Source organism: Mesorhizobium sp. B1-1-6 (assembly GCF_006443035.1).
Lineage (GTDB): Bacteria > Pseudomonadota > Alphaproteobacteria > Rhizobiales > Rhizobiaceae > Mesorhizobium.
The window spans coordinates 376,378-398,793 of record NZ_VFWR01000001.1 but is presented as its reverse complement, the minus strand read 5'-3'; the positions used below and the strand labels follow the sequence as shown (position 1 = coordinate 398,793).

General features: G+C 61.7%; 34 protein-coding genes. 1 reads left to right on the top strand and 33 read right to left on the bottom strand.

Translation table 11 applies throughout. The annotated features are described in order from the left end of the window. Positions 1-37: 37 nt before the first annotated feature. On the top strand, positions 38-337 hold the full coding sequence (locus FJ979_RS01965) for a hypothetical protein (RefSeq protein WP_140579891.1): 300 nt from the start codon (positions 38-40) through the stop codon (positions 335-337). 30 nt (positions 338-367) lie between these two features. Here FJ979_RS01965 and FJ979_RS01960 read toward each other — a convergent pair whose 3' ends face one another. The 33 genes from FJ979_RS01960 to FJ979_RS01805 form a co-directional block, all read right to left on the bottom strand. Further along, positions 368-2,776: a ribonucleoside-diphosphate reductase gene (locus tag FJ979_RS01960; RefSeq protein ID WP_140579890.1), complete on the bottom strand. Its 2,409-nt coding sequence runs from the start codon at positions 2,774-2,776 to the stop codon at positions 368-370. An 85-nt stretch (positions 2,777-2,861) separates the two neighbouring features. Further along, positions 2,862-3,416, bottom strand: coding sequence for a hypothetical protein (locus tag FJ979_RS01955; RefSeq protein WP_140579889.1), 555 nt, complete (start codon positions 3,414-3,416; stop codon positions 2,862-2,864). 62 nt (positions 3,417-3,478) lie between these two features. Further along, positions 3,479-4,075 carry a dATP/dGTP diphosphohydrolase domain-containing protein gene (locus tag FJ979_RS01950; protein WP_140579888.1) on the bottom strand — a complete coding sequence of 199 codons (597 nt, stop codon included), beginning with the start codon at positions 4,073-4,075 and terminating at the stop codon, positions 3,479-3,481. After that, on the bottom strand, positions 4,068-4,595 hold the full coding sequence (locus tag FJ979_RS01945; protein ID WP_140579887.1) for a hypothetical protein: 528 nt from the start codon (positions 4,593-4,595) through the stop codon (positions 4,068-4,070). Before FJ979_RS01945 ends, FJ979_RS01950 begins: the two co-directional genes overlap by 8 nt. Beyond that, positions 4,588-4,977: a hypothetical protein gene (locus FJ979_RS01940; RefSeq protein WP_140579886.1), complete on the bottom strand. Its 390-nt coding sequence runs from the start codon at positions 4,975-4,977 to the stop codon at positions 4,588-4,590. Before FJ979_RS01940 ends, FJ979_RS01945 begins: the two co-directional genes overlap by 8 nt. After that, a complete protein-coding gene (locus tag FJ979_RS01935) occupies positions 4,958-6,958 on the bottom strand; it encodes an AAA family ATPase (RefSeq protein WP_140579885.1) in 2,001 nt (666 codons plus the stop codon). Before FJ979_RS01935 ends, FJ979_RS01940 begins: the two co-directional genes overlap by 20 nt. Continuing rightward, complete coding sequence (locus FJ979_RS01930) at positions 6,951-7,181, bottom strand: hypothetical protein (RefSeq protein WP_140579884.1); 231 nt, start codon at positions 7,179-7,181, stop codon at positions 6,951-6,953. Before FJ979_RS01930 ends, FJ979_RS01935 begins: the two co-directional genes overlap by 8 nt. Beyond that, the gene (locus FJ979_RS01925) at positions 7,171-8,142 is read right to left on the bottom strand and encodes a metallophosphoesterase (RefSeq protein ID WP_140579883.1); all 972 of its coding nucleotides are present in this window, start codon (positions 8,140-8,142) and stop codon (positions 7,171-7,173) included. The genes FJ979_RS01930 and FJ979_RS01925 overlap by 11 nt, the downstream gene beginning before the upstream one ends. A gap of 1 nt (position 8,143) precedes the next feature. Further along, positions 8,144-8,716 (bottom strand): 3'-5' exonuclease, encoded by a 573-nt coding sequence (locus FJ979_RS01920; RefSeq protein WP_181176980.1) that lies wholly within the window; start codon positions 8,714-8,716, stop codon positions 8,144-8,146. Beyond that, positions 8,692-9,114, bottom strand: coding sequence for a hypothetical protein (locus tag FJ979_RS01915; RefSeq protein ID WP_140579881.1), 423 nt, complete (start codon positions 9,112-9,114; stop codon positions 8,692-8,694). The genes FJ979_RS01920 and FJ979_RS01915 overlap by 25 nt, the downstream gene beginning before the upstream one ends. A gap of 100 nt (positions 9,115-9,214) precedes the next feature. Further along, positions 9,215-9,418 (bottom strand): hypothetical protein, encoded by a 204-nt coding sequence (locus tag FJ979_RS01910; protein WP_140579880.1) that lies wholly within the window; start codon positions 9,416-9,418, stop codon positions 9,215-9,217. A 14-nt stretch (positions 9,419-9,432) separates the two neighbouring features. After that, positions 9,433-10,227, bottom strand: a complete 795-nt coding sequence (locus tag FJ979_RS01905; protein WP_140579879.1) for a thymidylate synthase — start codon at positions 10,225-10,227, stop codon at positions 9,433-9,435. A gap of 8 nt (positions 10,228-10,235) precedes the next feature. Continuing rightward, a complete protein-coding gene (locus FJ979_RS01900; protein ID WP_140579878.1) occupies positions 10,236-10,511 on the bottom strand; it encodes a hypothetical protein in 276 nt (91 codons plus the stop codon). Further along, positions 10,511-10,801: a hypothetical protein gene (locus FJ979_RS01895; RefSeq protein WP_140579877.1), complete on the bottom strand. Its 291-nt coding sequence runs from the start codon at positions 10,799-10,801 to the stop codon at positions 10,511-10,513. Before FJ979_RS01895 ends, FJ979_RS01900 begins: the two co-directional genes overlap by 1 nt. Beyond that, complete coding sequence (locus FJ979_RS01890; RefSeq protein ID WP_140579876.1) at positions 10,801-11,016, bottom strand: hypothetical protein; 216 nt, start codon at positions 11,014-11,016, stop codon at positions 10,801-10,803. The genes FJ979_RS01895 and FJ979_RS01890 overlap by 1 nt, the downstream gene beginning before the upstream one ends. Next, positions 11,016-12,086, bottom strand: a complete 1,071-nt coding sequence (locus tag FJ979_RS01885; RefSeq protein WP_140579875.1) for a hypothetical protein — start codon at positions 12,084-12,086, stop codon at positions 11,016-11,018. The genes FJ979_RS01890 and FJ979_RS01885 overlap by 1 nt, the downstream gene beginning before the upstream one ends. Next, positions 12,083-12,379, bottom strand: a complete 297-nt coding sequence (locus FJ979_RS01880; RefSeq protein WP_140579874.1) for a hypothetical protein — start codon at positions 12,377-12,379, stop codon at positions 12,083-12,085. The genes FJ979_RS01885 and FJ979_RS01880 overlap by 4 nt, the downstream gene beginning before the upstream one ends. Continuing rightward, positions 12,376-12,549, bottom strand: a complete 174-nt coding sequence (locus tag FJ979_RS32395; RefSeq protein WP_181176979.1) for a hypothetical protein — start codon at positions 12,547-12,549, stop codon at positions 12,376-12,378. Before FJ979_RS32395 ends, FJ979_RS01880 begins: the two co-directional genes overlap by 4 nt. Then, positions 12,546-13,016: a sigma-70 family RNA polymerase sigma factor gene (locus FJ979_RS01875; protein WP_140579873.1), complete on the bottom strand. Its 471-nt coding sequence runs from the start codon at positions 13,014-13,016 to the stop codon at positions 12,546-12,548. The genes FJ979_RS32395 and FJ979_RS01875 overlap by 4 nt, the downstream gene beginning before the upstream one ends. After that, the gene (locus FJ979_RS01870) at positions 13,013-15,727 is read right to left on the bottom strand and encodes a DNA polymerase (RefSeq protein WP_140579872.1); all 2,715 of its coding nucleotides are present in this window, start codon (positions 15,725-15,727) and stop codon (positions 13,013-13,015) included. Before FJ979_RS01870 ends, FJ979_RS01875 begins: the two co-directional genes overlap by 4 nt. Then, on the bottom strand, positions 15,724-16,494 hold the full coding sequence (locus FJ979_RS01865) for a hypothetical protein (protein WP_140579871.1): 771 nt from the start codon (positions 16,492-16,494) through the stop codon (positions 15,724-15,726). Before FJ979_RS01865 ends, FJ979_RS01870 begins: the two co-directional genes overlap by 4 nt. Beyond that, positions 16,491-16,718: a hypothetical protein gene (locus FJ979_RS01860; protein WP_140579870.1), complete on the bottom strand. Its 228-nt coding sequence runs from the start codon at positions 16,716-16,718 to the stop codon at positions 16,491-16,493. The genes FJ979_RS01865 and FJ979_RS01860 overlap by 4 nt, the downstream gene beginning before the upstream one ends. Further along, positions 16,718-16,981, bottom strand: a complete 264-nt coding sequence (locus FJ979_RS01855) for a DUF2312 domain-containing protein (RefSeq protein WP_140579869.1) — start codon at positions 16,979-16,981, stop codon at positions 16,718-16,720. Before FJ979_RS01855 ends, FJ979_RS01860 begins: the two co-directional genes overlap by 1 nt. Before the next feature lie 93 nt (positions 16,982-17,074). Beyond that, a complete protein-coding gene (locus FJ979_RS01850) occupies positions 17,075-17,746 on the bottom strand; it encodes a hypothetical protein (protein WP_140579868.1) in 672 nt (223 codons plus the stop codon). A 122-nt stretch (positions 17,747-17,868) separates the two neighbouring features. Then, positions 17,869-19,494, bottom strand: a complete 1,626-nt coding sequence (locus FJ979_RS01845) for a helicase-related protein (RefSeq protein ID WP_140579867.1) — start codon at positions 19,492-19,494, stop codon at positions 17,869-17,871. After that, the gene (locus FJ979_RS01840) at positions 19,487-19,741 is read right to left on the bottom strand and encodes a hypothetical protein (protein WP_140579866.1); all 255 of its coding nucleotides are present in this window, start codon (positions 19,739-19,741) and stop codon (positions 19,487-19,489) included. The genes FJ979_RS01845 and FJ979_RS01840 overlap by 8 nt, the downstream gene beginning before the upstream one ends. Next, positions 19,725-20,120, bottom strand: coding sequence for a hypothetical protein (locus FJ979_RS01835; RefSeq protein WP_140579865.1), 396 nt, complete (start codon positions 20,118-20,120; stop codon positions 19,725-19,727). Before FJ979_RS01835 ends, FJ979_RS01840 begins: the two co-directional genes overlap by 17 nt. Continuing rightward, entirely contained in the window at positions 20,104-20,469 is a 366-nt protein-coding gene (locus FJ979_RS01830; protein WP_140579864.1) for a hypothetical protein, read from the bottom strand. The genes FJ979_RS01835 and FJ979_RS01830 overlap by 17 nt, the downstream gene beginning before the upstream one ends. Then, positions 20,462-20,749, bottom strand: coding sequence for a hypothetical protein (locus FJ979_RS01825; RefSeq protein WP_140579863.1), 288 nt, complete (start codon positions 20,747-20,749; stop codon positions 20,462-20,464). The genes FJ979_RS01830 and FJ979_RS01825 overlap by 8 nt, the downstream gene beginning before the upstream one ends. A 1-nt stretch (position 20,750) precedes the next feature. After that, positions 20,751-21,065: a hypothetical protein gene (locus tag FJ979_RS01820; protein WP_140579862.1), complete on the bottom strand. Its 315-nt coding sequence runs from the start codon at positions 21,063-21,065 to the stop codon at positions 20,751-20,753. Next, on the bottom strand, positions 21,062-21,451 hold the full coding sequence (locus tag FJ979_RS01815; RefSeq protein ID WP_140579861.1) for a hypothetical protein: 390 nt from the start codon (positions 21,449-21,451) through the stop codon (positions 21,062-21,064). Before FJ979_RS01815 ends, FJ979_RS01820 begins: the two co-directional genes overlap by 4 nt. Position 21,452: 1 nt before the next feature. Further along, on the bottom strand, positions 21,453-22,055 hold the full coding sequence (locus tag FJ979_RS01810) for a hypothetical protein (RefSeq protein ID WP_140579860.1): 603 nt from the start codon (positions 22,053-22,055) through the stop codon (positions 21,453-21,455). After that, a complete protein-coding gene (locus FJ979_RS01805; RefSeq protein ID WP_140579859.1) occupies positions 22,052-22,396 on the bottom strand; it encodes a hypothetical protein in 345 nt (114 codons plus the stop codon). Before FJ979_RS01805 ends, FJ979_RS01810 begins: the two co-directional genes overlap by 4 nt. Between the last annotated feature and the right edge of the window lie 20 nt (positions 22,397-22,416).

Genomic DNA, 22,416 nt, shown 5'->3' with positions numbered 1-22,416 from the left:
GCACTAAATAGGTCTTCCTATAGTATTCGGGGGACCTATGAAAAAGCTCATCGCCGGTGCAGTCGTCATTCTCGCCGCGGGCACAGGCTTGGCGTACGCCCTGATGCCCTCGGGGCCAACCCACCAACAAGTTGAAGACGCCATCGCCGGCACCGGGAACGTCCAGGAGGTGGTCTCATCCTCGTGGGATCACGACAAGCTGATGGTTCTCGTCTCCTGGAAGGACCTCACGAAGGGCCAGTCGGCGGCCGAACAGCTCTGTCTGTTTTTCCCGCAGGTCAGCAGCATCCATTGGGACAATAAGGCGGGCGAACAGCATCGATATCAGTGCAAATGAAAAGGGCCGCTGACGCGGCCCTTTCGTTGATCACTTGTCGAAGTCGACCGGGCATGCGCCGCCGGCGCAGTCGATGTGGACCTTGTCCACGTCCTCGGCCATCTGCTCGTTGATGGCTGCGACGACCGCTTCATAGCGCGCCTTGGTGAGCGGCTCTTCCGGCTGGTACTCGTAGGATAGGGTCTCGACCTGGGGAAGGACCGCCACGGCGCGCACCAGGTTGATGTTGGCGTCCATGACCTTCGAGTATTCCTTGTAGCTCACCTTCTTGGGGTCGTACTTCAGGGTGTAGGAGACCTGGTTGCCGCCCTCACGGCCGATCCAGAACGTCTCCAGGAGGCGCAGCCAGCGGAACTGCTCCTCCATCGTGGCCTCGCCAGCGGTGGTGACCTCGCCACCCATGTTGCAGATGACCGGAGCCGTGGGGAAGCCCACGATCGTCGTGCCCTTGTAGCTCTGCAGCTCTTTCGTCGGGTAGCCCTTGGCGGCATACTCGGCCACCAGCGGGTCGTCAGAGCGGAACTGCACCCAGCGGAGATACTCCCGCATGGCCGGCAGGTGAGCGCCCTCGGTGAGGCCGAACAGCTTGCTGGTCGTGCCAGCAGGCTTGATTGTCCTGCGGGTGTGCGGGAACACGACGCCGAGATCCTGGCTATAGGTGCCAGCCTCTTCGTCGACGATATTGGCGAGCTCCCTCATGCGCAGCCAGAAGGGCATCGAGCGGACGCTGGGCGCCAGCATCAGATTGTGGTTGGCGTCCTGGATCTGGACGCCGTCACCATCCACCGCGATCAGATCCTTGAAGCTGAGCCCATACCGGCGCATCGCCCATTCCAGGATGCCCGTCAGGGACACGCCGATGCGGTTCGTGCGCTTGACCTCCCGGTCGTAGATCGAAGACATGAGGTTGGTGCGGATCAGGGCGCGCGTGATGTGGCGCACAGCCTGCTCCTCCTCCCAGCTGTCGTTGGCATGGAAGAGCGCCAGGTCGCCGATCACGCAGAAGGCGCCCAGGATGAAGAGCACGATCTCGCCGCACGGGTTGACGATGAACTGGTAGTGGTGGTCCATCACCAGCTCGGCCAGAGCGATCTGCATCTCCCTGAAGTCCTCGCCGCCGAACTTGGCGAACGGGTAGACCAGATAGTCGTCGGTGCCCTTGAGGTTGACGCTCAGCTTCGACACGTTGAGGAAGCCGGTCTCGCCGGTCAGGTCGTGGTACTGGCGGCGCTGCATCTCCTCGTTGAGCATGTAGGCCCAGCGCTGCTGATGGTTGAGCGCAATCCCATTCCGGATGAGGTTGCGCGCCTGGCGCAAGCATTCATAGAACTCGTCGTCGACCGCGACCGAGTTGTTCGAGGACCAGAGGAACGAGCCGTATTGCGGGAGGCCGGCCATGGCGTCGACCTCGTCCCAGCTCCGGCCGAGGAACTCGATCGGGCGCTTGAGGTCGATGAAATCGAATATGCCTGGGTCTTTCCAATACTTGGTCGCAATGCGCGCAGCGCGGCGGGCGCCACCGACCAGGACGCACTCGGCGAGATAGTGGTCGGCGATGATGGCGGCCTTCCAGCGGGGCATGTTGAGGTCGCGGAGGCGGGCGACGTTGGCGATCGCGCCCATGAGCGGGCCCGGGCCGGAGGCCGGCCGGTTCTGCATGCCCTTGATCGGCTCGCCGAACCCGCGGACCTCGGTATAGTCGAGGATCAGAACGTGATCGTGCTGCCCCTTGTAGGTGGCGACCTCGATCTGCTCGACGCCCTCGGCCCAGCCTTCACGGCTGTCACCGACCATGTGATAGATCGTCTTCTCGCCGGCGTAGAGGTGCAGAGCCTCACGGGGCGTCATGTAGCCTGTGATCAGGCCGGAGAGCACGTCAGGGTGGGTGTTGTCGATGACGCAGACCACGCGGGGCTGCTTGGTCCAGTCGACGAGCATCAGGGCGTCGTCGTAGCTCGAGCCCACGCCAGAGCCAGAGAGCAGCAGCTGGAAGGTCATGGCGCGGAACATCGCCGTGGAGCAGTTGGTGAAGACCTCCATCGGGCGGTCTTTCTGGCGGATGTCACCATGCTGCAGGTGGCGGCCGGAGAGGAGGATGGTGCCCTCCGCGATATGGTAGTTGAGCGGCTCCAGGTCGTGGCAGTACGGGTCGAGCGAGGTGTTGCCCTCGGCCACGCGTAGGGCAACGTCGGCCCATCGCTCGCGCCGGGTGTCCGGCTGGCGGCCCATGAACGGTGCGTTGTCGTCGTCGGTGATCTTGATCAGGGGGAAGGTGAGGCTCAACGCGGACCACCAGGACTTGTAGTCAGGGTCTTTGGGGTTGAGCTTGGCGAAGCGTTTACCAGCCCAGTCGGCCTTGGCTTCGTCGGTGAGGATGAGGCGGGAAACGGTACGCTCGGCAACGCCTTGGCCCATCCCCGGAAAGAAATCTCGGGACATAAAAAACCTCTCAGTTCGGTAGGAACTGAGAGGTAGGAAATCAGCATCTTGTATGTGAGTGATGCATTCTGCTCACCCTATAGTATCACCACTTTTTGCCGCCAACTCCCTTGCGGTGTTCGGCGGTGTGATCTTTCCTGACCTTGTTGAAGGCCGTCTTTTCGTGGTAGGCGCCACTCAGGTCGTAGCCCCAGTGCTGGGCATATTGCTTGATCAGGTCGAGGGCCCTGCGGATCTGCTCGCCGATCATATCCGGTGCGCAGTTGTTGTTGCAGAGATCGTGGACTTTGGTGATCGCCTTGCTGATCTTCAGAAGGGCTGCGCCCTTGTTGTTCGGCAGCGAGTAGAAGGGGATGGTTGTGTCTTCCGGCAGCGGGTAGCTGAACGCTCCGGCGAAATCCCCAAGCCGGATGATGGCATCAACCAACTCCACCTCCGGCATCGGGCGGTGTGGCAGCTTGTCGTCCATCAGGCCTTTGCGTTCGCCTTCCATCGCCTCGGCGATCTCCGAGAGCACGAGCATGATAAGCTCGCCCTTGTCACGGTCGAGACGTGCGCCCGTCTCCAGGTCGTGCCACCACTTCGCGTTGTTGGCGTGGCACTCGGCGGCGAGTTGATTTAGGGTCATTCCAGTGATCATTTGAAAACTCGTCTTTGAAGTGGGGGAGGGGTGGCCCCTGACGCGTGGCCAGGGGCAGGGGCTCACAGCGGGCGGCTGTATGGCCAGGGCGGGAACACGCTGGCGTCGAGGAAGCCGTCGACGAGGAAGCCGTCGACGACGGGGACAGGCGTGCCTTCAGCGGCGGTGTTTACTGGCGCGGGTTCATCCAGGGGGTAGCCATCGTCATCGAGACGGGTGATGACCGGCGGTGCCTTCGCGGTCGCCGCCTGCTGTCGCTGACGAACACGCTCAGCCTGGACGGCCTTCAGGCGCTCGACCCACTCCTCGCCTTGATGGAGAAGATCCGCTTCCACCTGAGACTTCCGGCGGTTGTCGATCAGAGTGCCGTGGGCCATGGCGTCGATCAGGATCGTGCAACACGCCTTGACCGCGCCGAGGTTCTTGACGAGCGTGTCGCGCGTCAGCTCCTCACCGACCTTCCAGAGTTGGAGGTGTCGCATCGCGGCCTCCACGTAGGTCATTGCCTCGACCTTGGTGTCACGCCAGTTGTGAGGCTCATACTTCAGGAGCCCGTCGTACAGGGCCTCCAGCTCCGCCAGCTGGGCGGAGAGCGGGATGTAGGCGAGCGGTGGCTTTTTGTCGCCAAAGGCGGCCTTCGGGTTGGTGGGCTTAGCCATTGAGCAGGCCCTCCTTGATGAAGAGCTTGCGCAGCTCAGTCTCGCACCGGCGCTCGCCCCAGAATTCGATTTTGACGTTGCCGAGCGGCTCCCAGAACTTGGCGCACCAGGGGTAGGCGAAGACCTGGAGCATCTCGTCGGCGCAGATGCGACGGTCGTATTGCTCGAGCTCCTCCATGTGCTCCCACGGCTCGTTGACCGCAGCGAAGATCACGCGGAGCATGGCCTTCTCCAGGGCGCTGTAGCCGTCGATCGCACGCTTGACCGGGTGCGCCAGGTCCAGCAGGCCGAAGCCTTCCGACTGGTCGTGCAGCAGCGCAGCTTTGCGCAGGTGCTTGGGCACCCTGCGGTAGAGCTTCACTAGATGCTCGGCCACGCGGTAGGTCTTGGTCGTGTGTCCCGAGTAGCGGGGCAGACGGCTCACGGCCTTGATGGATACGTTGAAATCAACGTCGCTGATCTGGAAGTCCAGCGGGTTGACCAGTTTCATGTTGCTGAGGAGGATGTCGGAGTCAGCCATGGAAGAACCTCCGCGGTGCGGTCGGTTTCCGGCGGGGGATCAGGTACTGGACGACCCAGCCCTGGTCGATCGACTGGGCCATCTCGTGAGTGCCCTGATCGAACTTGTGACGGGCGTCCTTCAACACCGCGTCGAACTCCGCTGTCCATTCGGTACCGCAACGCTTGATTGCGATCACGTGCTGGCGAACATGTGGCCGGCCGAGTTCCTTGATGTCGTCGGGCCGGGGGCATGCGGGGGGAAGTGTGGAGACTGCTGTTGGGCCGAAGCGGGCCACCAGCGAGTGGTATGGGATGGAAAGACGACGGGCGACCATCGAGAGATTGCCGCCCGTCTTCCGGATTTCTTCTTCAACTAGTTCGTCAATCAGTGTTCTTTTCATTTGCCTCAAGCTCAATGTAGTAATCGGCTTGAGGGTATTTGTGACTGACCAACAGGATCTGCGAGATACGACTTGCGAGATACTCTAGGGTAAGAGCAGTATTGTGCGCGCGATCGGCGTCCATTGAAGCGTCGATCTCGTCGCCCAGGAAGACCGAGAACACATTGTTGGTCAGGACCTGACCGAGACCGAGACGCAGCGAGAGGTTTGCCACGGCTTTGCCAGAGCCCGACAATGTGTTCAGCGGCTGGCCGTCGACAACGATCTCGAAGTTCTCGTCGACCTCGATCACATTGCGCTGCCCGCCGGTCATCCTTGAAATGTAGTGGCTTGCCACCTTGTTCAGGGATGGGATCAGGTGCTGTTTGACGAGCTTGCGCAGGATCGTCAGCGCCTCGCGACCCTTCCGGTAGCCCTGTTCCTTCTCGCGTCTCGCCTTGATCTCCTTCTGGCGCTCGGCGTAGGCCTTCTGCTCGCGCTTGTAGGTGGCGAGCCGGTCCTCGTAGATCTTGGCCGTGTCGTAGGCCTTCTCCAGCTTGGTGAGTTCGTGAGGTACCGAAGCCAGTTGAGCGGCACGTTCCTCATCGATCACGCGGTTGACCTCCAGCTCCTCCCAAGCCCTTCGACGATCATGGTAGGAGGAAAGCTCATGCTCGTAGGCCAGGCGGTCACGCCAGAGAGCGTTGAGCTCCTTGGACGTCGCCGAGGCCGGCTCTACGGCTTCGAGCTCTGCACGGCGTCCCTGAGCTTGGAGAGCGGCCTTGAACTCCGCCACCTGCTGGCGCGTATGCACCGGCTGGACAGCGTCCTTTACGCGTTCCCAATCGTCCCTGACCTTGTCGAACGCCTGCAGCTGGCGACGGGCCACGTCGACGTTGACCATGTCGGGCTTGCTCGGCCGCTCCAGGCCTTCCAACAGTTCCTCCGCCACGGACAGCTTTTCGGCTACCTCGTTGACACGCGCGGCCTCGATCGGCCACTCGAACGAGCAAGACGGGCAATTGTGCATTCCGACAGCACGGAGGTCGTCGTATTGCTTCCGAAGGTGGTCGCGCCTCTCGAACTGACGGATTAGTTCCACATCAGCATCGGCCTTCGCAATCTGCTCTGCCGTCATCGTGGTCGGGTAGTTCCGCCGGATCTTCTCGCGCAGTTCCCAATCGTCGATGCCCTCCTCGGAGAACTCCGGGGGAGGTGGCGGCAGGCGCTTGAGCTCGGCCTGGGCCTGCTCGTAGGCGCGGGCCATATCCAGCTCCTGCTCGATCTCACCCGCAGACTGATTGCAATTCGCAACCGGTTCCACGGGCTGCGCCTGCCGGGGTTGTGCAAGGCGGCCCTTGATCTGGTTCAGCTCGTCATTCAGGGCGCGGAGCTGCGCCACATTGCCGGCGATCTCCGAGCTCTCGACGTACCCTTCCGGCTGGTCCGGCTTGGTGGGCTTCACCAGACCGTCCTCCATGCCAGAGATCAGAGAGGCCAGGCTGTTGGCCTCCTGGCCGCACCACTTGGCCAAGTCGTCGATCGCCGACAGGCCGATGACGCTGTCGACCATGGCCTTGCGCTCGGTTGGCTGCATGGCGCCGAGCTTCTCGATGTCGCCCTGGTTGGCGACACAAGCGGTATCGAACACCTTCAGGCCGAAGCCGAGGATCTCGGTCACCTTGGCATTGACACCCTTCTGGCCGGTGGCGGCCGGGTTGCCGCCGCGGAACAGCTTGGCGGAGGTGATCGTCCGATCGACGGTCCAGGCCTCACCCTTTGTGGTGAAGGTCAGGGCGGCTTTCAGGTTCTTGTAGTCTTCGGCCTTGCCCCGCAACGCGGAGGTGCCGAAGAGACAGTACCGGATCATTTCCAGGATGACGGACTTGCCAGCTTCATTCGGACCGGTGATGGCGCCGAAACCCTTCTGGAATGAGAAATCCCCCGACAGGGTGCGGCCTGTCGAGGGAAAGGTGACGCTGTATGTGAGGTGGTTAAGCACTAGGCCACTCCTTGCATTTTCCTTGGGATCGCGCCTTGTTCACGGCGCTGATGACGATGTCGGGCATGGTCTCGGCGAAGGTCCTCGCCGCGAGCAGGAGAGGGGCATGTCCGAACGCGCCGGCGCGCTTCATCTCCTCGATCATGCCCACCTCGGCAGGATGGAGGCCCTCCGTGGAGAGCCACTCGTCCATCGCCCTGGTGATCTGGAGGCTATTCGGCAACTCGGCTCTCCTCGTATCGGGTCAGGATTTGCGAGCGGACTTCGTCCGGCACGCCGGCCTCCTCGAACGCCTGGCTGAACAGCCCCATCAGGTTGAAGTCGCCCATGACGACCTCCTCGGCTTCTTCGGCGTTGGTGCCGGCGCGCTGAAAGGTGAGCTGCAGGCAGTCCACCTCCACGTCGAGTCTCTCGCCGGGGGCGAGCAGGACGCGAACGCACTTGTCGCGGAGGTCTTTGCCGCCCAGCTCGTCGAGGGGGAGGGTGACGTAGATCTCGCCGTTGTCCTCGCCGTGGGCGTAGGGCTGCATCGAGCCGATCTGGACGACCTTGACGCCGTCTCGCTCGAACTCGTCCGGCAGGTGGACGTGGCCGGTGTAGGCGGTCTTGCAGCCGACCTCGGCCAGCCTCTTTGTCGGGATCATGTTGTCCTCGCCGAACAGCGTGTCCCAGTGGCCGAAAGCGACGTCGATCTTGTCGGTGACGAGCTCGCTCGCTGGGAGGGTAGGGTGGAAAGGAAAGAACCCGACCCGGTCGCCGCCGATCTTGGTGACGTAGCCATCACCGGTGTGGCGAATGACGTGGACATTCGGCAGGTGGCCGACGATCAGCTCGAACAGATCCAGCGCGCCCTTCTTCTCCAGGTCTCTGGAGATGTCGTGGTTGCCGGCGATGACGAAGTATTCCGTGTTCGGGTTCGTCCTGGCGGCGGCCAGATAGGCCCATGCAGCCTGGAACACGACGCTGTAGGGCACGGCCCACTTGTCGAAGAGGTCGCCCATGCAGATGAAGACGTCGTACTTGCCCGACCCCTTCAGGCGCTGCCGGAAATCCTCCATGACCATCTTCTCGCGGAGACCACGCTTTTCAAGCGAAACACCCCGGACGAAGGCTCGTCCGAGGTGCGGGTCTCCGAGAATGCCGACGCTGGCGGCGCCGATTTCAATCTCGGTTATGCGGTTCATTTTAGGCGGCTTCCTTTCTCAGTTCCTCGCGGGCGACGAAGATCGTCTTGATCTGGTGGAGGACGTCGTGCAGCGCGTTGTGGACGTCGCCGTTGAACGGCACGTTGATCTCCGGGTGATCGGGGTTCCCGCGCAGGCCGGCGATGTAGCTGTTCATGTCGCGGGCGTAGCGGTAGTGGAACGGCAGGTGGAGGTTGAACTGCCGGAAGTAGGACTGGATGAACGAGTAGTCGAAGCTCGTCGGCTTGCCCCAAAAGCGCAGCGGCGCATCCGATGGCGCACGGCCCTTGTTGGCCCACTCCTGGAAGGCCTTGAGCACGAGGAAGGGATCCTCCATGCGGGCGCAGATCTGCTGATAGACCTTGAGGTTCTTGCCCTGCCAGAAGGCGCGGGTCGACTCCTCCCAGAAGCGGCCGGGGGCGACGATCAGCGCGCGATCGAACATGTCAGAAGCGTCGACCGTCATGGTCACGGCGTTGAAGCGCACCGCGGCGATCTGAATGATCGCGTTGTGCTCGGGATGTGTGCCGGTCGTTTCGATGTCGACCATCACGTCAAGATTGCGAGTTTCCATTTGTGCCTTTCGAGTTCTTTCCAGGTCAGGGAGCGTGCCGAATGGTCCCGGATCATCGAGTAGGGGATGCAGAACCATTCGTCGGTGGGGATCCTGTGGATGTAGACGAGGTAATCGCCGTGAGCCGCCAGGATCATGGTGGCCATCGCAGAGGGGATTTTCCGGAGCAGAGAGAAGCGAAACGCGGTGTCGTCCTGGGTGGACTTCACCTCGGCGAAATGGACGCCGTTGTGGGCGACAACATAGTCGCTCGGGGCCGATCGGGTGAACCCGATCACGCCGGTTCGACCGCGGACTTCAGCCGCGTCGACCACTCTCCAGACCCAGGCTCGTTTGCCGAGCTTGTTCCAGATACGCTCAAATTCTTGTTCGGAGGATTTTCCAGTGTTCTTAGCCATCAGGGGCGCATATGGGCGCCCCTGATGTTGTCGAGAATGCTAGATCTTGTTGGTACTATAGGGGAAGATTAGTTTCCCCGCGCAGCAGTGGCTGCTGTCATCAAACGGCCTTTGGATCGACCTTCTCCACGATGTCCAAAAGTTTAATCCGAAAATTGCGTGTTTGCGCTTTGCCCTCGGCAAACCAAAGACATGTTGCCACACCCCCGCTATCCACTGCCAGGGTTGGCAATTCCTCGATCACCATGTCCGGTCCTCGGACCCCGCGGACGCGAACAATGGTGCCGACCTTAAATTCTGCCATGCCCAGACTCCTTGCTAAATCGCTATTGGCGCGGCGATGCTAGCGTCGGCCACGTAGTTGTCCAGCCGGAAATCCTCGAACCGAAAGGCGAAGATATCCTGGACGTCCGGGTTGATCCACATCGTCGGCAACGGCTTCGGCGTGCGCCGGAGCTGTTCATGAACCTGCGGGAAGTGGTTCAGGTAGATGTGGGCATCACCCAACGTGTGGATGAACTCCCCAGGCTGCAAACCGGTCACCTGGGCGACCATCATCGTCAGCAGGGCGTAGGACGCGATGTTGAACGGCACGCCCAGGAAGATGTCGGCCGAGCGCTGGTAGAGCTGGCAGGACAGCCGGCCTTCAGAGACATAGAACTGGAACAGGCAGTGACACGGTGGCAAGGCCATGTCGTCGACCTCGGCTGGGTTCCAGGCAGTCACAATATGCCGGCGCCCGTTGGGGTTCCCGATGAGATCAGTGACGACGTTCCGGATCTGGTCGATCTGGCCGCCGGCCGGGTCTGGCCATGAGCGCCATTGCTTGCCGTAGACCGGGCCGAGTTCACCATTTTTGTCGGCCCACTCGTTCCAGATCGTGACGCCATGGTCGTTGAGATATTTGACGTTGGTGTCGCCGGCCAGGAACCAGAGCAGCTCGTGGATGATCGACTTGAGGTGAAGCTTCTTCGTCGTCAGGACGGGGAAGCCGGCGGCGAGGTCGAAGCGCATTTGATAGCCGAACACCGAACGCGTGCCGGTGCCAGTGCGGTCGCCGCGGTCGACGCCGTTGGTGAGGACGTTGCGGAGAAGGTGGTGGTATTGTTGCATGTCTTTCCTTATCGATAGACGGCGTAGAGGGCGGGGGCGAGCTTCTGAGGCTTCTCGCCGAGGGTGACGAGCTCGAAGCCCTGGCTCCCGTCTCGCCAGTCGCCATGTGTGTCGCGTTTGATGATCCGGACCTGGGCGGCCTCGCCGGCAAACCTGGTCTTCTCGAACCCGACGACGGTACCGATCCATTGAAAATTGTGGTCGGTTCCCATGCACCCGTCGCACCGGAAGCAGATGATCAGCGAGTTCCTGAGCTTGCGTTTCAGGATGAGGTTGTCGAACATCAGGCGATCACCTCCAGCGGCTGGCTCGGGAAGGTGCCGCCATAGTCGAGCAGCATCATCCTGAGCGTCTCCGATGAACCGACGAGCGTCGGATAGAAATCTCGACCCGTCCCCACAGCGACAAAGATCTTGCCGCCATTGTGGTTGATTACGGCCACCTCTTCGGGCGTCAGCTGCCAAGCACTTACAACGAAGCGCCCGTTCGTGAAGAAGTGGCCGGGGAGGATATCGTCCCGGCCTGGAGGGGCGGCGATCGGCTTGGAGCCGACGAAAGGTGCTGGGAAGCCCATCAGCGTTTCCTCATCATCTTCTTGAGCTCGGCCTGCATCCGGCGGCGCTGCGCGCGGTTTCCTTGGCCGCTCGTGGCGGCCTTGGAGAACTGCTGGATCTCCTGTCGTTCGAGGCGACCGGCCAAGTGAACTTGCTCCAGCTCGAATGAGCGGCGGTTTTCCTCGCGGAAGGCCTGACGCATGGCCTCCCGCTGCTCTACGCTAATCGTATCCATTAGAGACGAGCTCCTTCATGGAATTTGATGGCGACCGGGAACCGCGGGATGCCATCGCCGGTCGGGGTGAAGAACTTGATCGTCGCCTGGCGGCCAACCCAGACATCAGCCTCCTCCAGCAGCTGGCGGCAGAAGTTCTGCGTGCCGGCGATGCCGGCGCCGAAGGTGCGTCCGTCCGGCAGCTCGACCGTGAGGCGCTTAGCGTAGCCCGACCAGTTGCCCTGGCCTTCGACGACCTCGACGATCTTGAACTCGGCGTCCTGGAACTCCTTACGCTTCAGGAGGTGGGCCGAGCGCTTGCCGATCTCGTATTCACCGTCCACGCGCCCCATCTGGCCTTCCCAGCCCTCGCCGAGGAACTCCTCGTAGTCCTTGTCGAACATCGCCTGGTTGAAGGCGATGCGGGTCTCGACCGGGAACAGGTGGGTGCAGCCCTGCAGCATGGCGTTGTAGACCGGCGCGCGCTGGAAGAATGTGCCGTCGAACGAGGGGATGTCATAGACGTGATACTGGACCACACCAGCGGTCGCCGGGTTCGGCTCCTGCTTGCGGACCAGCGAGACGATCTGCTCGAAGTCGGCCTTCAGGTCGTGGTTGTAGAGCTCGCCGTCCAGTATCAGGTCGGGGTCGGCGGCGAAGAACGGCGCCAGCTCCTCCTCGATATGCGGGCAGGAGACGATCGGCTTGCCCTGGCGGGAGAACAAGCCCTCGGCCCGGGCGATGCAACGGATGCCGTCCAGCTTCGGCTGACTGGCGATCGGGAACTTGGTCTTTCCGGCCTTGTAGCCCTTGGCGAGCATCGGCTCGAAGAAATTCGGCGTGGCGCAGGCCTCCGGCGTCCGGTGATATTGGCGCTCCAGCTTCTTGCGTTCCTCGGCCTCGGCCTCGAACCGAGCCTGGCCCTCGTTGGTCTCCTGGCTCTTTGCGTAACAGACAGTCCAGTCGGTGGGCGTCTGGGCGCCGTCCACGAGGCCGGAGATCGAGCGCCAGCTGTTGCGGTCGACTTCGTATCGCCAGCTGCGGAGGCGGCCCTGGGTGTCGAGCTTGTAAATGGGGTTGGATGAGATCACTGAGCAGTCCTTCGGTTGCGGTAGACGTCGTTAAGGGTTTCGGAGACGCGGCCGATCGACACGTTGTGGTGTGTGGCGATCTCGTGGAACGTCGCGTCGGGGTTCTCGTGGGCGTAGCGCTTGATCCGCCGGCGCAATCCCTCTGTTAGGGCCGACGAGGTGCGACGGGCTTTCCGGATGGGCGAGGCCCGAAACATCTCGTTCTCGATGATTTCGATGATCTCGACGCCAAGCTCGATTGGGGCGCGGTCGGCAATCGCCAAGAGTTTAGCCCTGGCGGTGATGATGCTCACTGGTAAGCCTCCTTCGTTGGTGTAATGGCGAAGCGCCAGTTGGAGCCTTCGGACTTGTTCTCCTCGATCTCCAGTTTCATACGTTCGAGCAGGGCGACGACGTCGTCGTCCAACTCGAGAATGTTGTCTTGGTCGTCACGGATGTGACGGGCGATCAGCTGCAGTTTCATGTCAGTGCTTTCTCCAGTTTCGTTCTTGCTCGACTGACCCGGCTCTTGATGGTCCCTTCGGGCAGGTCGAGCATCTCTGCGGCCTCGCCGTATTCGTGACCCAGCAGCCCCACCAGGTAGAGGGCTTGTTGCATCTTCAGTGGGAGGGTGATGAAGGCGTCCAAGAAGTCCCGAAAGTCCTCCCGGGGTTCCTGTGGAGCGTCCATGGCCATTGCCATGGTGTGATGGTCGTCCGGGTCGTCCAGGATGCGTCCATCACGGCGCTTACTGCTGATGAACTGGTTTCGCAGGATGGTGAATGTCCACGCCGCGAGGTTTGTCCCTGGCCGGAACTGGGTCCGGTTGGTGAGAGCTCTCACCATGGTATCCTGCAGAAGATCCTCGGCCCCATCGATCGTGCGGGCGAGTTTCATTGCCTGCCGGAAGAGGTGGGGCCGCAGCCCCACCAGTTCCTCCTCAAATGTCATGCTGCTTCCTTGATGAGCTTGCGTTTCTGGAACATCAGGTAGTCGACGACCGACAGGACGTGGTCGTCGCCGAGGCGCTGGCCCGCGGTGTCCTCGGGCAGAACGCCGGGGAGCTTGGGCGCCTCGTAGAGCTCGATCTGGCCAGCCGGCGCCTTCTTCGGGTCGTAGGGCTCGAAGGTGACCCCCAGTGCCGGCGAGCTGTCGAGCTTGCAGGCCTTGAAGATGTCCGGGTGGTTGTTCATGCACTCGCCGAGCATCTGGATGCCGTCGAGCACATGCTTGTGGTGGATCGAGAACACGAGTTCGTCGTGGATCGGGACCATGAGCCGCATGATGCGGAAGTCCCAGCCCATCTCCTTCATCCGAGCCATGACTCTGATCGCCGTACGTTTGGCGATCGTGGCGCATGTGCCCTGGACGACCGAGTTGACACCCTGGTTGAACGCCCGTTTCTGGATCTTCTTGGCGATCCAGTGGACGAGCGCGTTGTAGGTCGCCATCTCGGCGCCGTTGCCCATGTCGAACTTCTGCTTGAACGAGATGAGCCACTGGTTGGTGGCCTCGTAACGGACGCGACGGTGACCGTCAGGCAGGTAGACAACACCCTCACGGGCGATCTCTTCGATCAGGCCAGTGCGCCACTGCTCGGCGACCGAGAAGCGATCCCGATACATTTCGGTCGCCATCTTGGTCTTTTCCTGCGACCAGCCCATCCGCTCGCCGATGGTCGCCAGCCAGCCCGAGAACCAGTAGTTGAAGTTCGAGTTCTTGCCAGCCTCGGTACGCCAGTATTTGTAGGCCTTGTCCGGCTGGAGCGGCTCGCCCTTCAGGTTGGTGAAGAGCCGATCGTGGTTGTTAAACTTGGCGCCAAACTCCTCCAGGAAGGTTTCGACGTTGTCGTATTTGGAAAGCGCCTTGAAGGTCGTCTCCGTCAGGCCTTCGCAGTCGGCCGCCAGCACCGCCGTCGCCGAGCCGGTGTGCAGATCCTTGTGCGGGATCTGGCAATAAGCGTCGATGAACGTCGGATCCTCGCTGAGCTCGCCGATGATGACCAGCTCGATAGCCGACCAGTCGCGCGAGAGAACAAGGTGCTCGTCGTCGTCGCCTTCGAAGAAGCCACGGACGTAGGTGCTCTCACCACGCTTGGCGAGCTGCATGGCGTTCGGATCTTCACAGGCCATGCGCCGAGACGCCAGCATGGAGGTGACGGTCGGGTACATCCGGCCGGTCTCCGGGTCGGTGAGCTGGCTGTAGGGCGTCAGGTACAGCTTCATGCGCTGTTCGATGCTGGCGAGCTCGCCCATCGACACGAGGAGGTTCTTGGCCGTCTCGTGGCCGTCCTCCTTGAACCGGTCGATCAGCTTGCCGCGCGCCTCAGCGTCCGACTGGGTCTTGTTCTGGTTGACGATGACCTTCGTGCCCGTCAGGTCATAGAAGATCGTCCGCATGGGCATGTAATGCGAGAGGTTGACGCCCTTGGGCTCGGGGTCGCCGTTCTCGTTGGCCCAAGCGTTCGACACCGCACCACGAACCTGGATGCACTGCTTGTAGGCATCCGGCCAATCAGGCAGCTTGCACCAGTCCTCGATCTGCTTGCGGTATTTGTCGGCGCTCTTCTGATACCAGCTGTCGCGTTTCTCGAGACCGGGGTGTTTCTCCTCGGGGAACGGCAGGAGCTCCTTGACGCTGGACTTGGTCTTGCGGAGCACCTCGGCGGTGTTCTCGCGCTCCTCGGCGCGGCGGGCCAGGATGTTGTCAAAGTTGACCTTCATGCCCACCTCGCGCATCTGCGCAAAGAGGTGGATCATCGGGTTCTCCTGCTCGAAGAACGTCTGCGTGACGCCACGGTTGGTGTCGACCATGTACTGGAGCAGGCGGCGGAAGAGACGCAGAGCCCAGTAGGCGTCGTCGGCGCCATAGGCGGCGACCTCATCACCCGTCAACTGGCCCATGTGGGCCTTGTCGCCGAGGACTTCGTCGAACGTGGTCATGTTGTAGCCGAACCACGACTTGACCGCCTTTTTCAGGCCGTAGCCGTAGGCAAGGTCGTTGACGTAGCCGTTGTAGCTATGCGCCGCCTTCGATTGCTTGCCGATGATCGAATAGACGATCTCGGCCAGCCGGCTGTCGGTGAACTCTCCCTTCTCGGGGTCGAAGCCGCCCTGCGAGCAGAGCTGCATCATCTGAGTGATCAGCGGGGCGAACGCACCGCGGCCGGCATAGCGGAAATTGTTGGGATCGTATTCGTCGGGGCCATAAGCCGACACCGCCATCTGCAAGGTGCAGATGATCTCCGGCAGGTCGTAGCCGAAGCAGGACTTGAACGCGCTGAGCTCGTAGGGCGCGTTGTGAGCGATCCAGTAAGCATCGCCGGCCTTGGCGTCGAGCACGGCCTTGGCGGCGTCCCACGGGACGCGGTTCTCGACGTCGGCGTGCGCCAGGTTGAGATAGTAGGCAGTGTCCGAATTCTCCGGGTAGACCGAGAAGCCGGTCATCACCGTCCGGCGCATGTCGAAGACCAGCTTCTTCGCCTTGGACTTCTTCCGGCTGACCGGGTCGACGCTCATGAACTGGTTCAGGCCGTCGTGGCGCGCATCGTCCTGGGTTTCGCAGTCCAGACCGTTGAAGGGGGTGGCCTTCACCTGGCTGACGATGTGCGGGATCAACTGGTCGACGTTGCGAGCGTCGACCAGCACGGTCTTGATCGTCATTGCATGAACTCCTTGAGGGCTTGGTCGGCCTTGTAGAAATCGGGCTGACCGATGATGGTGTGCTCAGTGACGAGGTCTTCCGGCACGTCGAGGAACCCGATGATGTCCCAGTAGGCCTTGAACTGGTCGGGGTTCTCTTCGAGCCAGCTGACCATCTTCGGCTGGAGCTTGATCTGTTTCTGCCAGCCATCCTGGCCGGCGAAGATCATGTCGGTGGCGCGCTGGAGGCGCCGTGGGCCGTTCTCCTCCCACAAGCTCTCGCCGAAACGGGGTACGCCAGGGATCTTGTCCGAGCTGTCCCCGACCCAGGTTTTGTAGAGGCGGGTGTCCTTGGGTTCGACGCCCTTCAGCGGGTTGGCACCACAGACGACGTTCTTGGGGAACTCGCCGACGAGCTGCCACATGTCCTTGTCGTTTGAGTAGATCGCGACCAGGGCACCCCGGGCCGCGTAGCGGCGTGCAAGTAGCGCGATCACGTCGTCGGCCTCGTAGCCGGGGACCTTGATCTGTACCGCCTTCGAGTGCTCCAGTGTCTTTTGAGTGAGGTGGAAGCCGTTGTAGATGCCGGTGTCCGGTGCCTTACGGCCGACCTTGTAGCCGGGGAAAATCTCGCGGCGTTTCTGGCTTCCCTTGGGTCCGTCCCAAACACAGATGACTGGATCGGGACAGGCGAACACGTCCTGCATGAAGTTGCGTGGTGCCAAGCCGGAGACATCCGTTTCCAGCTCGACACGCAGGTACGAGTTCATGTCGTAAACGCGGATCACCCGAAAATCTCCAGGTAACGCGCGTTGAGATTGAGCTCCCCGCCGGGGTATCGGAGCGTCCCGGCGGTGATCGTGCCTAGCTGCAGATCAAGCCCTGATAGCTGCTTGACGGCGACCTCGTCGGCGGTGACCAGAACCGGCGGCTTGGCCGCCGGTTTGATCGCAGACGAAGCGGGCAGGACAGCAGCCAGCCCGAGCGCCTTGAGAAAGGAGCGGCGCTGCATCAGTCGGCCGCCGCCATCCCGAGCGCTTCCTCGTACAGATCCAGGATCGAGTCCTGTTCCTGGCGCTCGTCGGCGTCCAGCTTGCGACGGGCGATGATTTTGCGAATGGCCTTTTTGTCAAAGCCGGTGGAACCCGCCTCGGCGTAGACCTCCTTGATGTCGTCGGTGATCGTGGTCTTTTCCTCTTCGAGGCGCTCGATGCGCTCGATGAAAGCTCGCAGCTGTCCAGCGGCCACGGTCTGGCTGTCTTCGGTGGTATCCATGTTTGTTCTCCGGGAGTTGAAACAAAAAGGGCGGGACTTGCGTCCCGCCCAGGCTGGCCGGGTGAAAGGATGAGAAGCCCCGGCTAAACTCGGTTAGCCAACGACCGTGTAGTCGCGGAAGTCGAGGATGCCCCAGGTGTTGCCGTTGGAGGCCTGCTCCAGGTAGCCCACCGTGACGTCGATCGTGTCGCCGGCCGGGTCGTTGCCGTCCTTCTGCATCTGCTTCACCAGCTTGGCGAAGCTCTTGAAGCCGGTCGTCGAGAACGAGTGGCCGAGGATCGTGCCGGCGGTGACCGTCTCGTCCTTCAGCTTGATGTCATCGAGCAGTTCCAGCTGGATGTCGGCCGACCGGTACGGGCGGGCCTTCGGGTCCACCGCGCGGGCCTCCGACAGGGCCTGAGCCCAGGTCGAACCGTCCGTGGTCATCACGCGGTCGTAGGTCTTGCGGTAGGTCGCCGGGTTGCCGTACTTGACCGACTCGCTGTAGGCGACGTCGCTCAGGTCGATCCGGACTTTCATTTCCTCCAGAAGCGGCTTCTTCGCGCCGATCTGCAGGCCATGCTCGTTGACCTTGAGCCACTCGTCGACAACGACGGCACCCGCCATCGCGTCGTCCAGGCCCATCGGGCGACCAGCCTGCGCGACCGCACCCTGGCTCGGCGAAGCAGTGGTAACGGCGTTGGCGCCGTTGTGCTGAGCGTTGTCCTGGGGGATGGCAGCGGCGGCTTGGGTAGCCTGAGCGATGGCATTGTCGATATTGTTCATGAACAGTTCCTTCGTGTTTGCGTTTTCAACACCGCTTCGTGCGGTGAACTTGAAATAAGAAAGGCCCGTCGAATTACGACGGGCCTTTTCTTCTTGTCCTAGAGTACCGGTGTGATTGTTTTCTATGCGGCCTCTTTTAGTTCCTCTCCTCCTTCGATGTTGTGCTCGTAAAGCTTGAGCACCTCGTGCGTCGGATCCACCTTGTGAGCGTCCAAGCTCTTCTGGTAGATGATGAACGTGATCCGGTTATCCAGGCTGTCCTCGTACAGCAGGACCGTGATGCGCAACGGCGAGCCACGCTTGCCGCGGATTGCACGCCGGTAGGCCTGCAACACCGTGGTGTCGAGGAAGTCCAGCGAGGCGAAGATCATGTGATCGACCTCCTGATCCCCACAGAACTGCCAGTTGAAGCCGACGTCGGCGACGGCCGGCGAGGCGATGATGCAGTTCAGGCGCCCCTCACGGAACGCCAGGTCGATCTCACCGCGCTGCTTAGGCGTAACGTCGCCATTCAGGATGTCTGCCTTCAGTCCGTAGGAGCGGGCCAGCTCCAGGATCCGATATTGCTGGGGCTTGAGGGCGGCGTAGACGATCACTGGCTTGCCGGTGCGGGCGTGGTCCTCGAAGTGGAGATCGAGGCGTTCCTCCTTCCCGCAGCGGGCACCCTTCATGATGTCGATCGTCTTCCCGCTCTCAGGGTCGGAGAGATCCGGGAACGCGTTCGGGTGCTCCATGATCTGGCGGGCGCGGATGAAGCCGACACCCGGCTGGGTGCCGTCGAGATAGAACTTGTCGAGTTCGACAAATGCGTCGTCCTTGAACTTGTCGTAGATCTCGCGTTGCTTCTCGGACATCTGGACGTATTCGGGGATGATGACCTTGGCTTCCTTGCCGTAGACCATCTCGAACGTCCGGCGGATGCCGTGCTTGCCGAAGATCGCCGACAGCTTTTCGTGGTTGCGCCAGGCCTTGAGCTTCCCGGTGATCGGGTCCTCGATCGAGTGGTAGTAGTAGAAGCCCTTGTAGGAGGGATAGTAGCGCGGCTCGATGATGCGGATCGCCGGATAGGCGCTGTCCAGGCGGCCGGAGACGAGCGTGCCGGTCATGCCGCCGAAATACTCCATCGGCCCGCGGAAGAAGCTGTCGTAGAAGCCCTGCGTGCGCTGCGAGGCATCTCCTTTGTATCCCTTGTGGATCTCGTCGACCTGAACCGCCTTGACGAAGTCAGGCAGCGCCTCCCAGTGGGTCGAGAAGGCATCGAAGCCCATCAGGAACACCTTGGTGTTGCCAGGGTTGGCGAGCTCATAGGGCAGCTTGGTGCGGGCCTGGAGCATTCGGCGGTCGATGGTCATGTCCGCACGGGCCACGCCGGTCTCGCGGAGGGCCTTGAAGCTGGCATTCTGAGAGCCGATCAGCTTGTACTTGCTGCGGCTGTGATCCCATTCCATCAGGGTCTCGGCCAGCTTCTTCTGGGCGGGGGACAGAGGCCGCAGCCCCGTGACGATCGTCACCTCATCGGGCTTGAAGTTCGTGAAGCGGAGGATCTCGTCCCTGTTCTTCTTGAGCAGGGAAAGGGGCATGACGAACGCAGAACCTACGCCATGCTCCTTCCACAGCCACCACTGATACACGCAGACCGAGGGGGTCTTCCCCGTGCCCGGGTCGGACAGGTTCAGCCACTTCGGATTGCGGATATAGTAGGCGAGGTCGGCGATCTGGTAATCGCGGAGCGATACACCATCATCCATTCATCAAATCCTTGCAGTTCCTGCGGACCTCGTCCGCTTCCTGATTGTCGCCGTAGTCGCAGTCGCCACACTTCGAGCAGACGTTGACCGGGACGGAGCACCAGCAGTCCGGGGTGCATCCTGCGTTGGACCCACCATAGGACTGCCACTGGTGGCCGTGCTCACGGCACGGCCCCTGGGCGATCTCGCGCTCTATGCGGGCGACCTCGGCGCGGGCGGCTTCTAGTTGGTCAGCGAGCTCGGACATGTCGAAGCTCGTCAAGGATGATCGGAGGGACCGTGTTCTCTGCCGATTTGCAGGCTTCGAGGTTCTCGACCGAAGCACCACAGAGGGTGCATGGGTTCGGCTCCTCGTTGTGGCAAGGGCAGCGCTTCTCAGCCCAATCCAGCGTCATCTTGACGACCGCCGCCAACTCCTTGATCCGCTCGTAGGGATCACCCTGCTGCCAGCCGGTGTTCATGCAATCCGAGCAGCCGTACGGCTCCGGAGGCTGGATCACACAACTCATGCAGACGCCGGCCCGCTTGCAGGCCAGCTTGTACGCGTCACGCTCGCCAAGCGCGCGATCGCGCTCCCGGATCACCTCCCAGAGGAGTTCCTTGTCAGATTTACCCTTGTGGTGCATTGAAGAATTTCTCCGCTGCTGCGAGCACGATCTCGGCGTGCGCAAGGTAATGTTTCAGGTGCTGGACCTGGCGGCGCTTGCGGATCAGGAATGACTCGCGCGCCTGTTCGATGGTGGGGTAAGCCCAGCGCTTACCGGCGCCGTTCAGGACGAAGCGCCCCTGACCGTAGTCGTCGAGCCAGACGCCCTTCGGCGTCTCGCGCAGGACGCGATAGCGGGAGAGGTGGATGCTGGTGCGGTTGGAAGCGCTGTCCTCGTATCGATACCAGCCGTCGTCGGCTCGGCTCTCATAGAGATCGACGTCGGCGGCCGAGGCTTTCTGCTCCTCGGGAAACAGGAGGTCAGCCATACTTCTGATCCAGCGCTTTGAGTTCGGCCTCAGCGCTTTCCCTGACGGTCTGGATCACAGCGCTCATCTTCATCGAAACGTGTTCGTCGAGCAGCTTGATCACGTCCTTGTACCCGATGCAGGACGACGCGTAGTGGCCGCGGAACTCGGGGAAGATGTCGATGTCCCGGCCAGTGTCCTCGAGCCAGTGCAGGGCTCGTTTGATCAGGGCGTAGCGATCAGCATCACGTGTCGTCTCCTCCGCCTTGGCGCGAAGGAGCTGTTCGATTTCCAATCCCATGTCAGTATCCTCGTGCTGGACTGTCGCAGTAACCACCGCGGTCGTAGTGCTTGTTGAAGCGGAACCAGCCGTGGCGGGTGGCGTCCTCGACCCGCCGGAGCTGGCCGTCGAACAACTCCAGCTTCCCGAAGATCTCGATCCCCTGGTCGCGGAGATAGTTCCAGCCCTTCTCGGTGGGTTCCGGCCACATACCCCTGGTCACGTAGCCGGAGCCCTGGAGGTAGCCGAGCGAGGCGCCGACAGCGGCGCCCCACCCGTCAATCGCGTCGTCGTCACCTGCGACGGATCGCAGGACTTTCAAGTCGTGGTCGATCATGCCGCGAGGGCCTCGAGTTCCTCGACCAGCTTCTTCGAGATGGGATCGATCTCGGCCATCTTCTTGAAGAACTGGAGCTTCGAGTACTCCTTGGTGCGCCGTTCGAGCGCGGCCTCGATTTCGGCCACTCGCTTCTCGCGCTCGGCCTGGGCCTTGTAGTCGCTGTCATCGACGACTTGGATGACGCGCTTGGTCGCCTTTATCGAGCCATTCGGAAGGATGTCGACCACCTTGACGCAGGTGTAGCCGCCGATCGGGCTGTCAACGATGACGTGGTCGTCCACCGCGACCGGGTAAGGGCAGAAATAATGGTACCGCTTTGAGCGGCCATATTCCGAGTTGTGGAAGACGGCGGCGATGACATTGGATTGACGTTCGATAGACATTTCAGTTTCCTTTGCTGAGCATGTGCTGTTTGAGCAAATGGGCGCCGTACGCCTCCCAGGGGAGGGCGATCAGGTCGGCCAAATTCACTTGCCCTAGAGTACTGGTTGATCGTCTCGCCTCGGGACGGAGGACGAGGGTTGGTTCACCCTGAAGGACGAGCCGGCGGGGCAGGTACGGAGCCGCCTCCAGGACCTGGTCAACGAAACGCTTGTCCTTGGCCCGCACGCCGGTCAGGACGAGGGGCTGGACGTTGGTGTATCCGAGGGATCTGATGATCTTGTCAGGTCTGACGCTCCAGAAAGGAGCGATCGGGAGTCGGGTAGGGCTGCTCATCCTGGACAGGATCGCAAGGATGAGGTGGAGTTCTGGTTGTGGGATGAACACCGCTTGGTTCCCCATCTCCTGGGGCACCGGCGACATGGCGTCTACCAGCGGGTCGGCGGGAAAGCGTGAAGGGTCGACTTCAGCTCGGAGATCGATGCGATGATCGCAAGGGTTCTTGCTCGGTTCGAACGGACATGGGATCTCAAAATTGAAGGCGCTTGTTGTCTTCTCGCCTTGCAGCAGAAAGGCGATGTCGCCTTCCCAGTGTATGCCGTTCACGCTGCTTTCTTGACCTCCTCTGCGAGCTGGACTTCGACCTTGGCTTTCGAGGCCCTTGTATAAGTGGTCTCGGTCTTCAGAATTCCAAGCTCGAACAGCTTGGCTTTGAATTTTCGGTCGGCCGCCTCGAGTTTGGCGTGGTCGATCACGATCTCCGAGCCCTTGGCCCTGCGCTCGACTGGGGCCGAGACGATCACCTTGCCGACGCCTGGGACGTCGTAGGTGTCGGCGCCGGCGGGGCGGATGAGTTCCTTGAGAACCTCGTAGCGCGCCTCCAGCGGTTCGAGCTTCGCCTTGACGGCGAGCAGCTCGTCCACCGTTGGCCTAATATTTTCGTTCATTCTGGACTCCATAAAAAAAG

Excerpts from the sequence above, each read along its gene's own strand:
- FJ979_RS01965 (WP_140579891.1), top strand. The coding sequence starts at position 38 with ATGAAAAAGCTCATCGCCGGTGCAGTCGTCATTCTCGCCGCGGGCACA.
- FJ979_RS01960 (WP_140579890.1), bottom strand. The coding sequence starts at position 2,776 with ATGTCCCGAGATTTCTTTCCGGGGATGGGCCAAGGCGTTGCCGAGCGT.
- FJ979_RS01955 (WP_140579889.1), bottom strand. The coding sequence starts at position 3,416 with ATGATCACTGGAATGACCCTAAATCAACTCGCCGCCGAGTGCCACGCC.
- FJ979_RS01950 (WP_140579888.1), bottom strand. The coding sequence starts at position 4,075 with ATGGCTAAGCCCACCAACCCGAAGGCCGCCTTTGGCGACAAAAAGCCA.
- FJ979_RS01945 (WP_140579887.1), bottom strand. The coding sequence starts at position 4,595 with ATGGCTGACTCCGACATCCTCCTCAGCAACATGAAACTGGTCAACCCG.
- FJ979_RS01940 (WP_140579886.1), bottom strand. The coding sequence starts at position 4,977 with ATGAAAAGAACACTGATTGACGAACTAGTTGAAGAAGAAATCCGGAAG.
- FJ979_RS01925 (WP_140579883.1), bottom strand. The coding sequence starts at position 8,142 with ATGAACCGCATAACCGAGATTGAAATCGGCGCCGCCAGCGTCGGCATT.
- FJ979_RS01920 (WP_181176980.1), bottom strand. The coding sequence starts at position 8,716 with ATGGAAACTCGCAATCTTGACGTGATGGTCGACATCGAAACGACCGGC.
- FJ979_RS01915 (WP_140579881.1), bottom strand. The coding sequence starts at position 9,114 with ATGGCTAAGAACACTGGAAAATCCTCCGAACAAGAATTTGAGCGTATC.
- FJ979_RS01910 (WP_140579880.1), bottom strand. The coding sequence starts at position 9,418 with ATGGCAGAATTTAAGGTCGGCACCATTGTTCGCGTCCGCGGGGTCCGA.
- FJ979_RS01905 (WP_140579879.1), bottom strand. The coding sequence starts at position 10,227 with ATGCAACAATACCACCACCTTCTCCGCAACGTCCTCACCAACGGCGTC.
- FJ979_RS01900 (WP_140579878.1), bottom strand. The coding sequence starts at position 10,511 with ATGTTCGACAACCTCATCCTGAAACGCAAGCTCAGGAACTCGCTGATC.
- FJ979_RS01895 (WP_140579877.1), bottom strand. The coding sequence starts at position 10,801 with ATGGGCTTCCCAGCACCTTTCGTCGGCTCCAAGCCGATCGCCGCCCCT.
- FJ979_RS01890 (WP_140579876.1), bottom strand. The coding sequence starts at position 11,016 with ATGGATACGATTAGCGTAGAGCAGCGGGAGGCCATGCGTCAGGCCTTC.
- FJ979_RS32395 (WP_181176979.1), bottom strand. The coding sequence starts at position 12,549 with ATGAAACTGCAGCTGATCGCCCGTCACATCCGTGACGACCAAGACAAC.
- FJ979_RS01875 (WP_140579873.1), bottom strand. The coding sequence starts at position 13,016 with ATGACATTTGAGGAGGAACTGGTGGGGCTGCGGCCCCACCTCTTCCGG.
- FJ979_RS01870 (WP_140579872.1), bottom strand. The coding sequence starts at position 15,727 with ATGACGATCAAGACCGTGCTGGTCGACGCTCGCAACGTCGACCAGTTG.
- FJ979_RS01860 (WP_140579870.1), bottom strand. The coding sequence starts at position 16,718 with ATGCAGCGCCGCTCCTTTCTCAAGGCGCTCGGGCTGGCTGCTGTCCTG.
- FJ979_RS01855 (WP_140579869.1), bottom strand. The coding sequence starts at position 16,981 with ATGGATACCACCGAAGACAGCCAGACCGTGGCCGCTGGACAGCTGCGA.
- FJ979_RS01850 (WP_140579868.1), bottom strand. The coding sequence starts at position 17,746 with ATGAACAATATCGACAATGCCATCGCTCAGGCTACCCAAGCCGCCGCT.
- FJ979_RS01845 (WP_140579867.1), bottom strand. The coding sequence starts at position 19,494 with ATGGATGATGGTGTATCGCTCCGCGATTACCAGATCGCCGACCTCGCC.
- FJ979_RS01840 (WP_140579866.1), bottom strand. The coding sequence starts at position 19,741 with ATGTCCGAGCTCGCTGACCAACTAGAAGCCGCCCGCGCCGAGGTCGCC.
- FJ979_RS01835 (WP_140579865.1), bottom strand. The coding sequence starts at position 20,120 with ATGCACCACAAGGGTAAATCTGACAAGGAACTCCTCTGGGAGGTGATC.
- FJ979_RS01830 (WP_140579864.1), bottom strand. The coding sequence starts at position 20,469 with ATGGCTGACCTCCTGTTTCCCGAGGAGCAGAAAGCCTCGGCCGCCGAC.
- FJ979_RS01825 (WP_140579863.1), bottom strand. The coding sequence starts at position 20,749 with ATGGGATTGGAAATCGAACAGCTCCTTCGCGCCAAGGCGGAGGAGACG.
- FJ979_RS01820 (WP_140579862.1), bottom strand. The coding sequence starts at position 21,065 with ATGATCGACCACGACTTGAAAGTCCTGCGATCCGTCGCAGGTGACGAC.
- FJ979_RS01815 (WP_140579861.1), bottom strand. The coding sequence starts at position 21,451 with ATGTCTATCGAACGTCAATCCAATGTCATCGCCGCCGTCTTCCACAAC.
- FJ979_RS01805 (WP_140579859.1), bottom strand. The coding sequence starts at position 22,396 with ATGAACGAAAATATTAGGCCAACGGTGGACGAGCTGCTCGCCGTCAAG.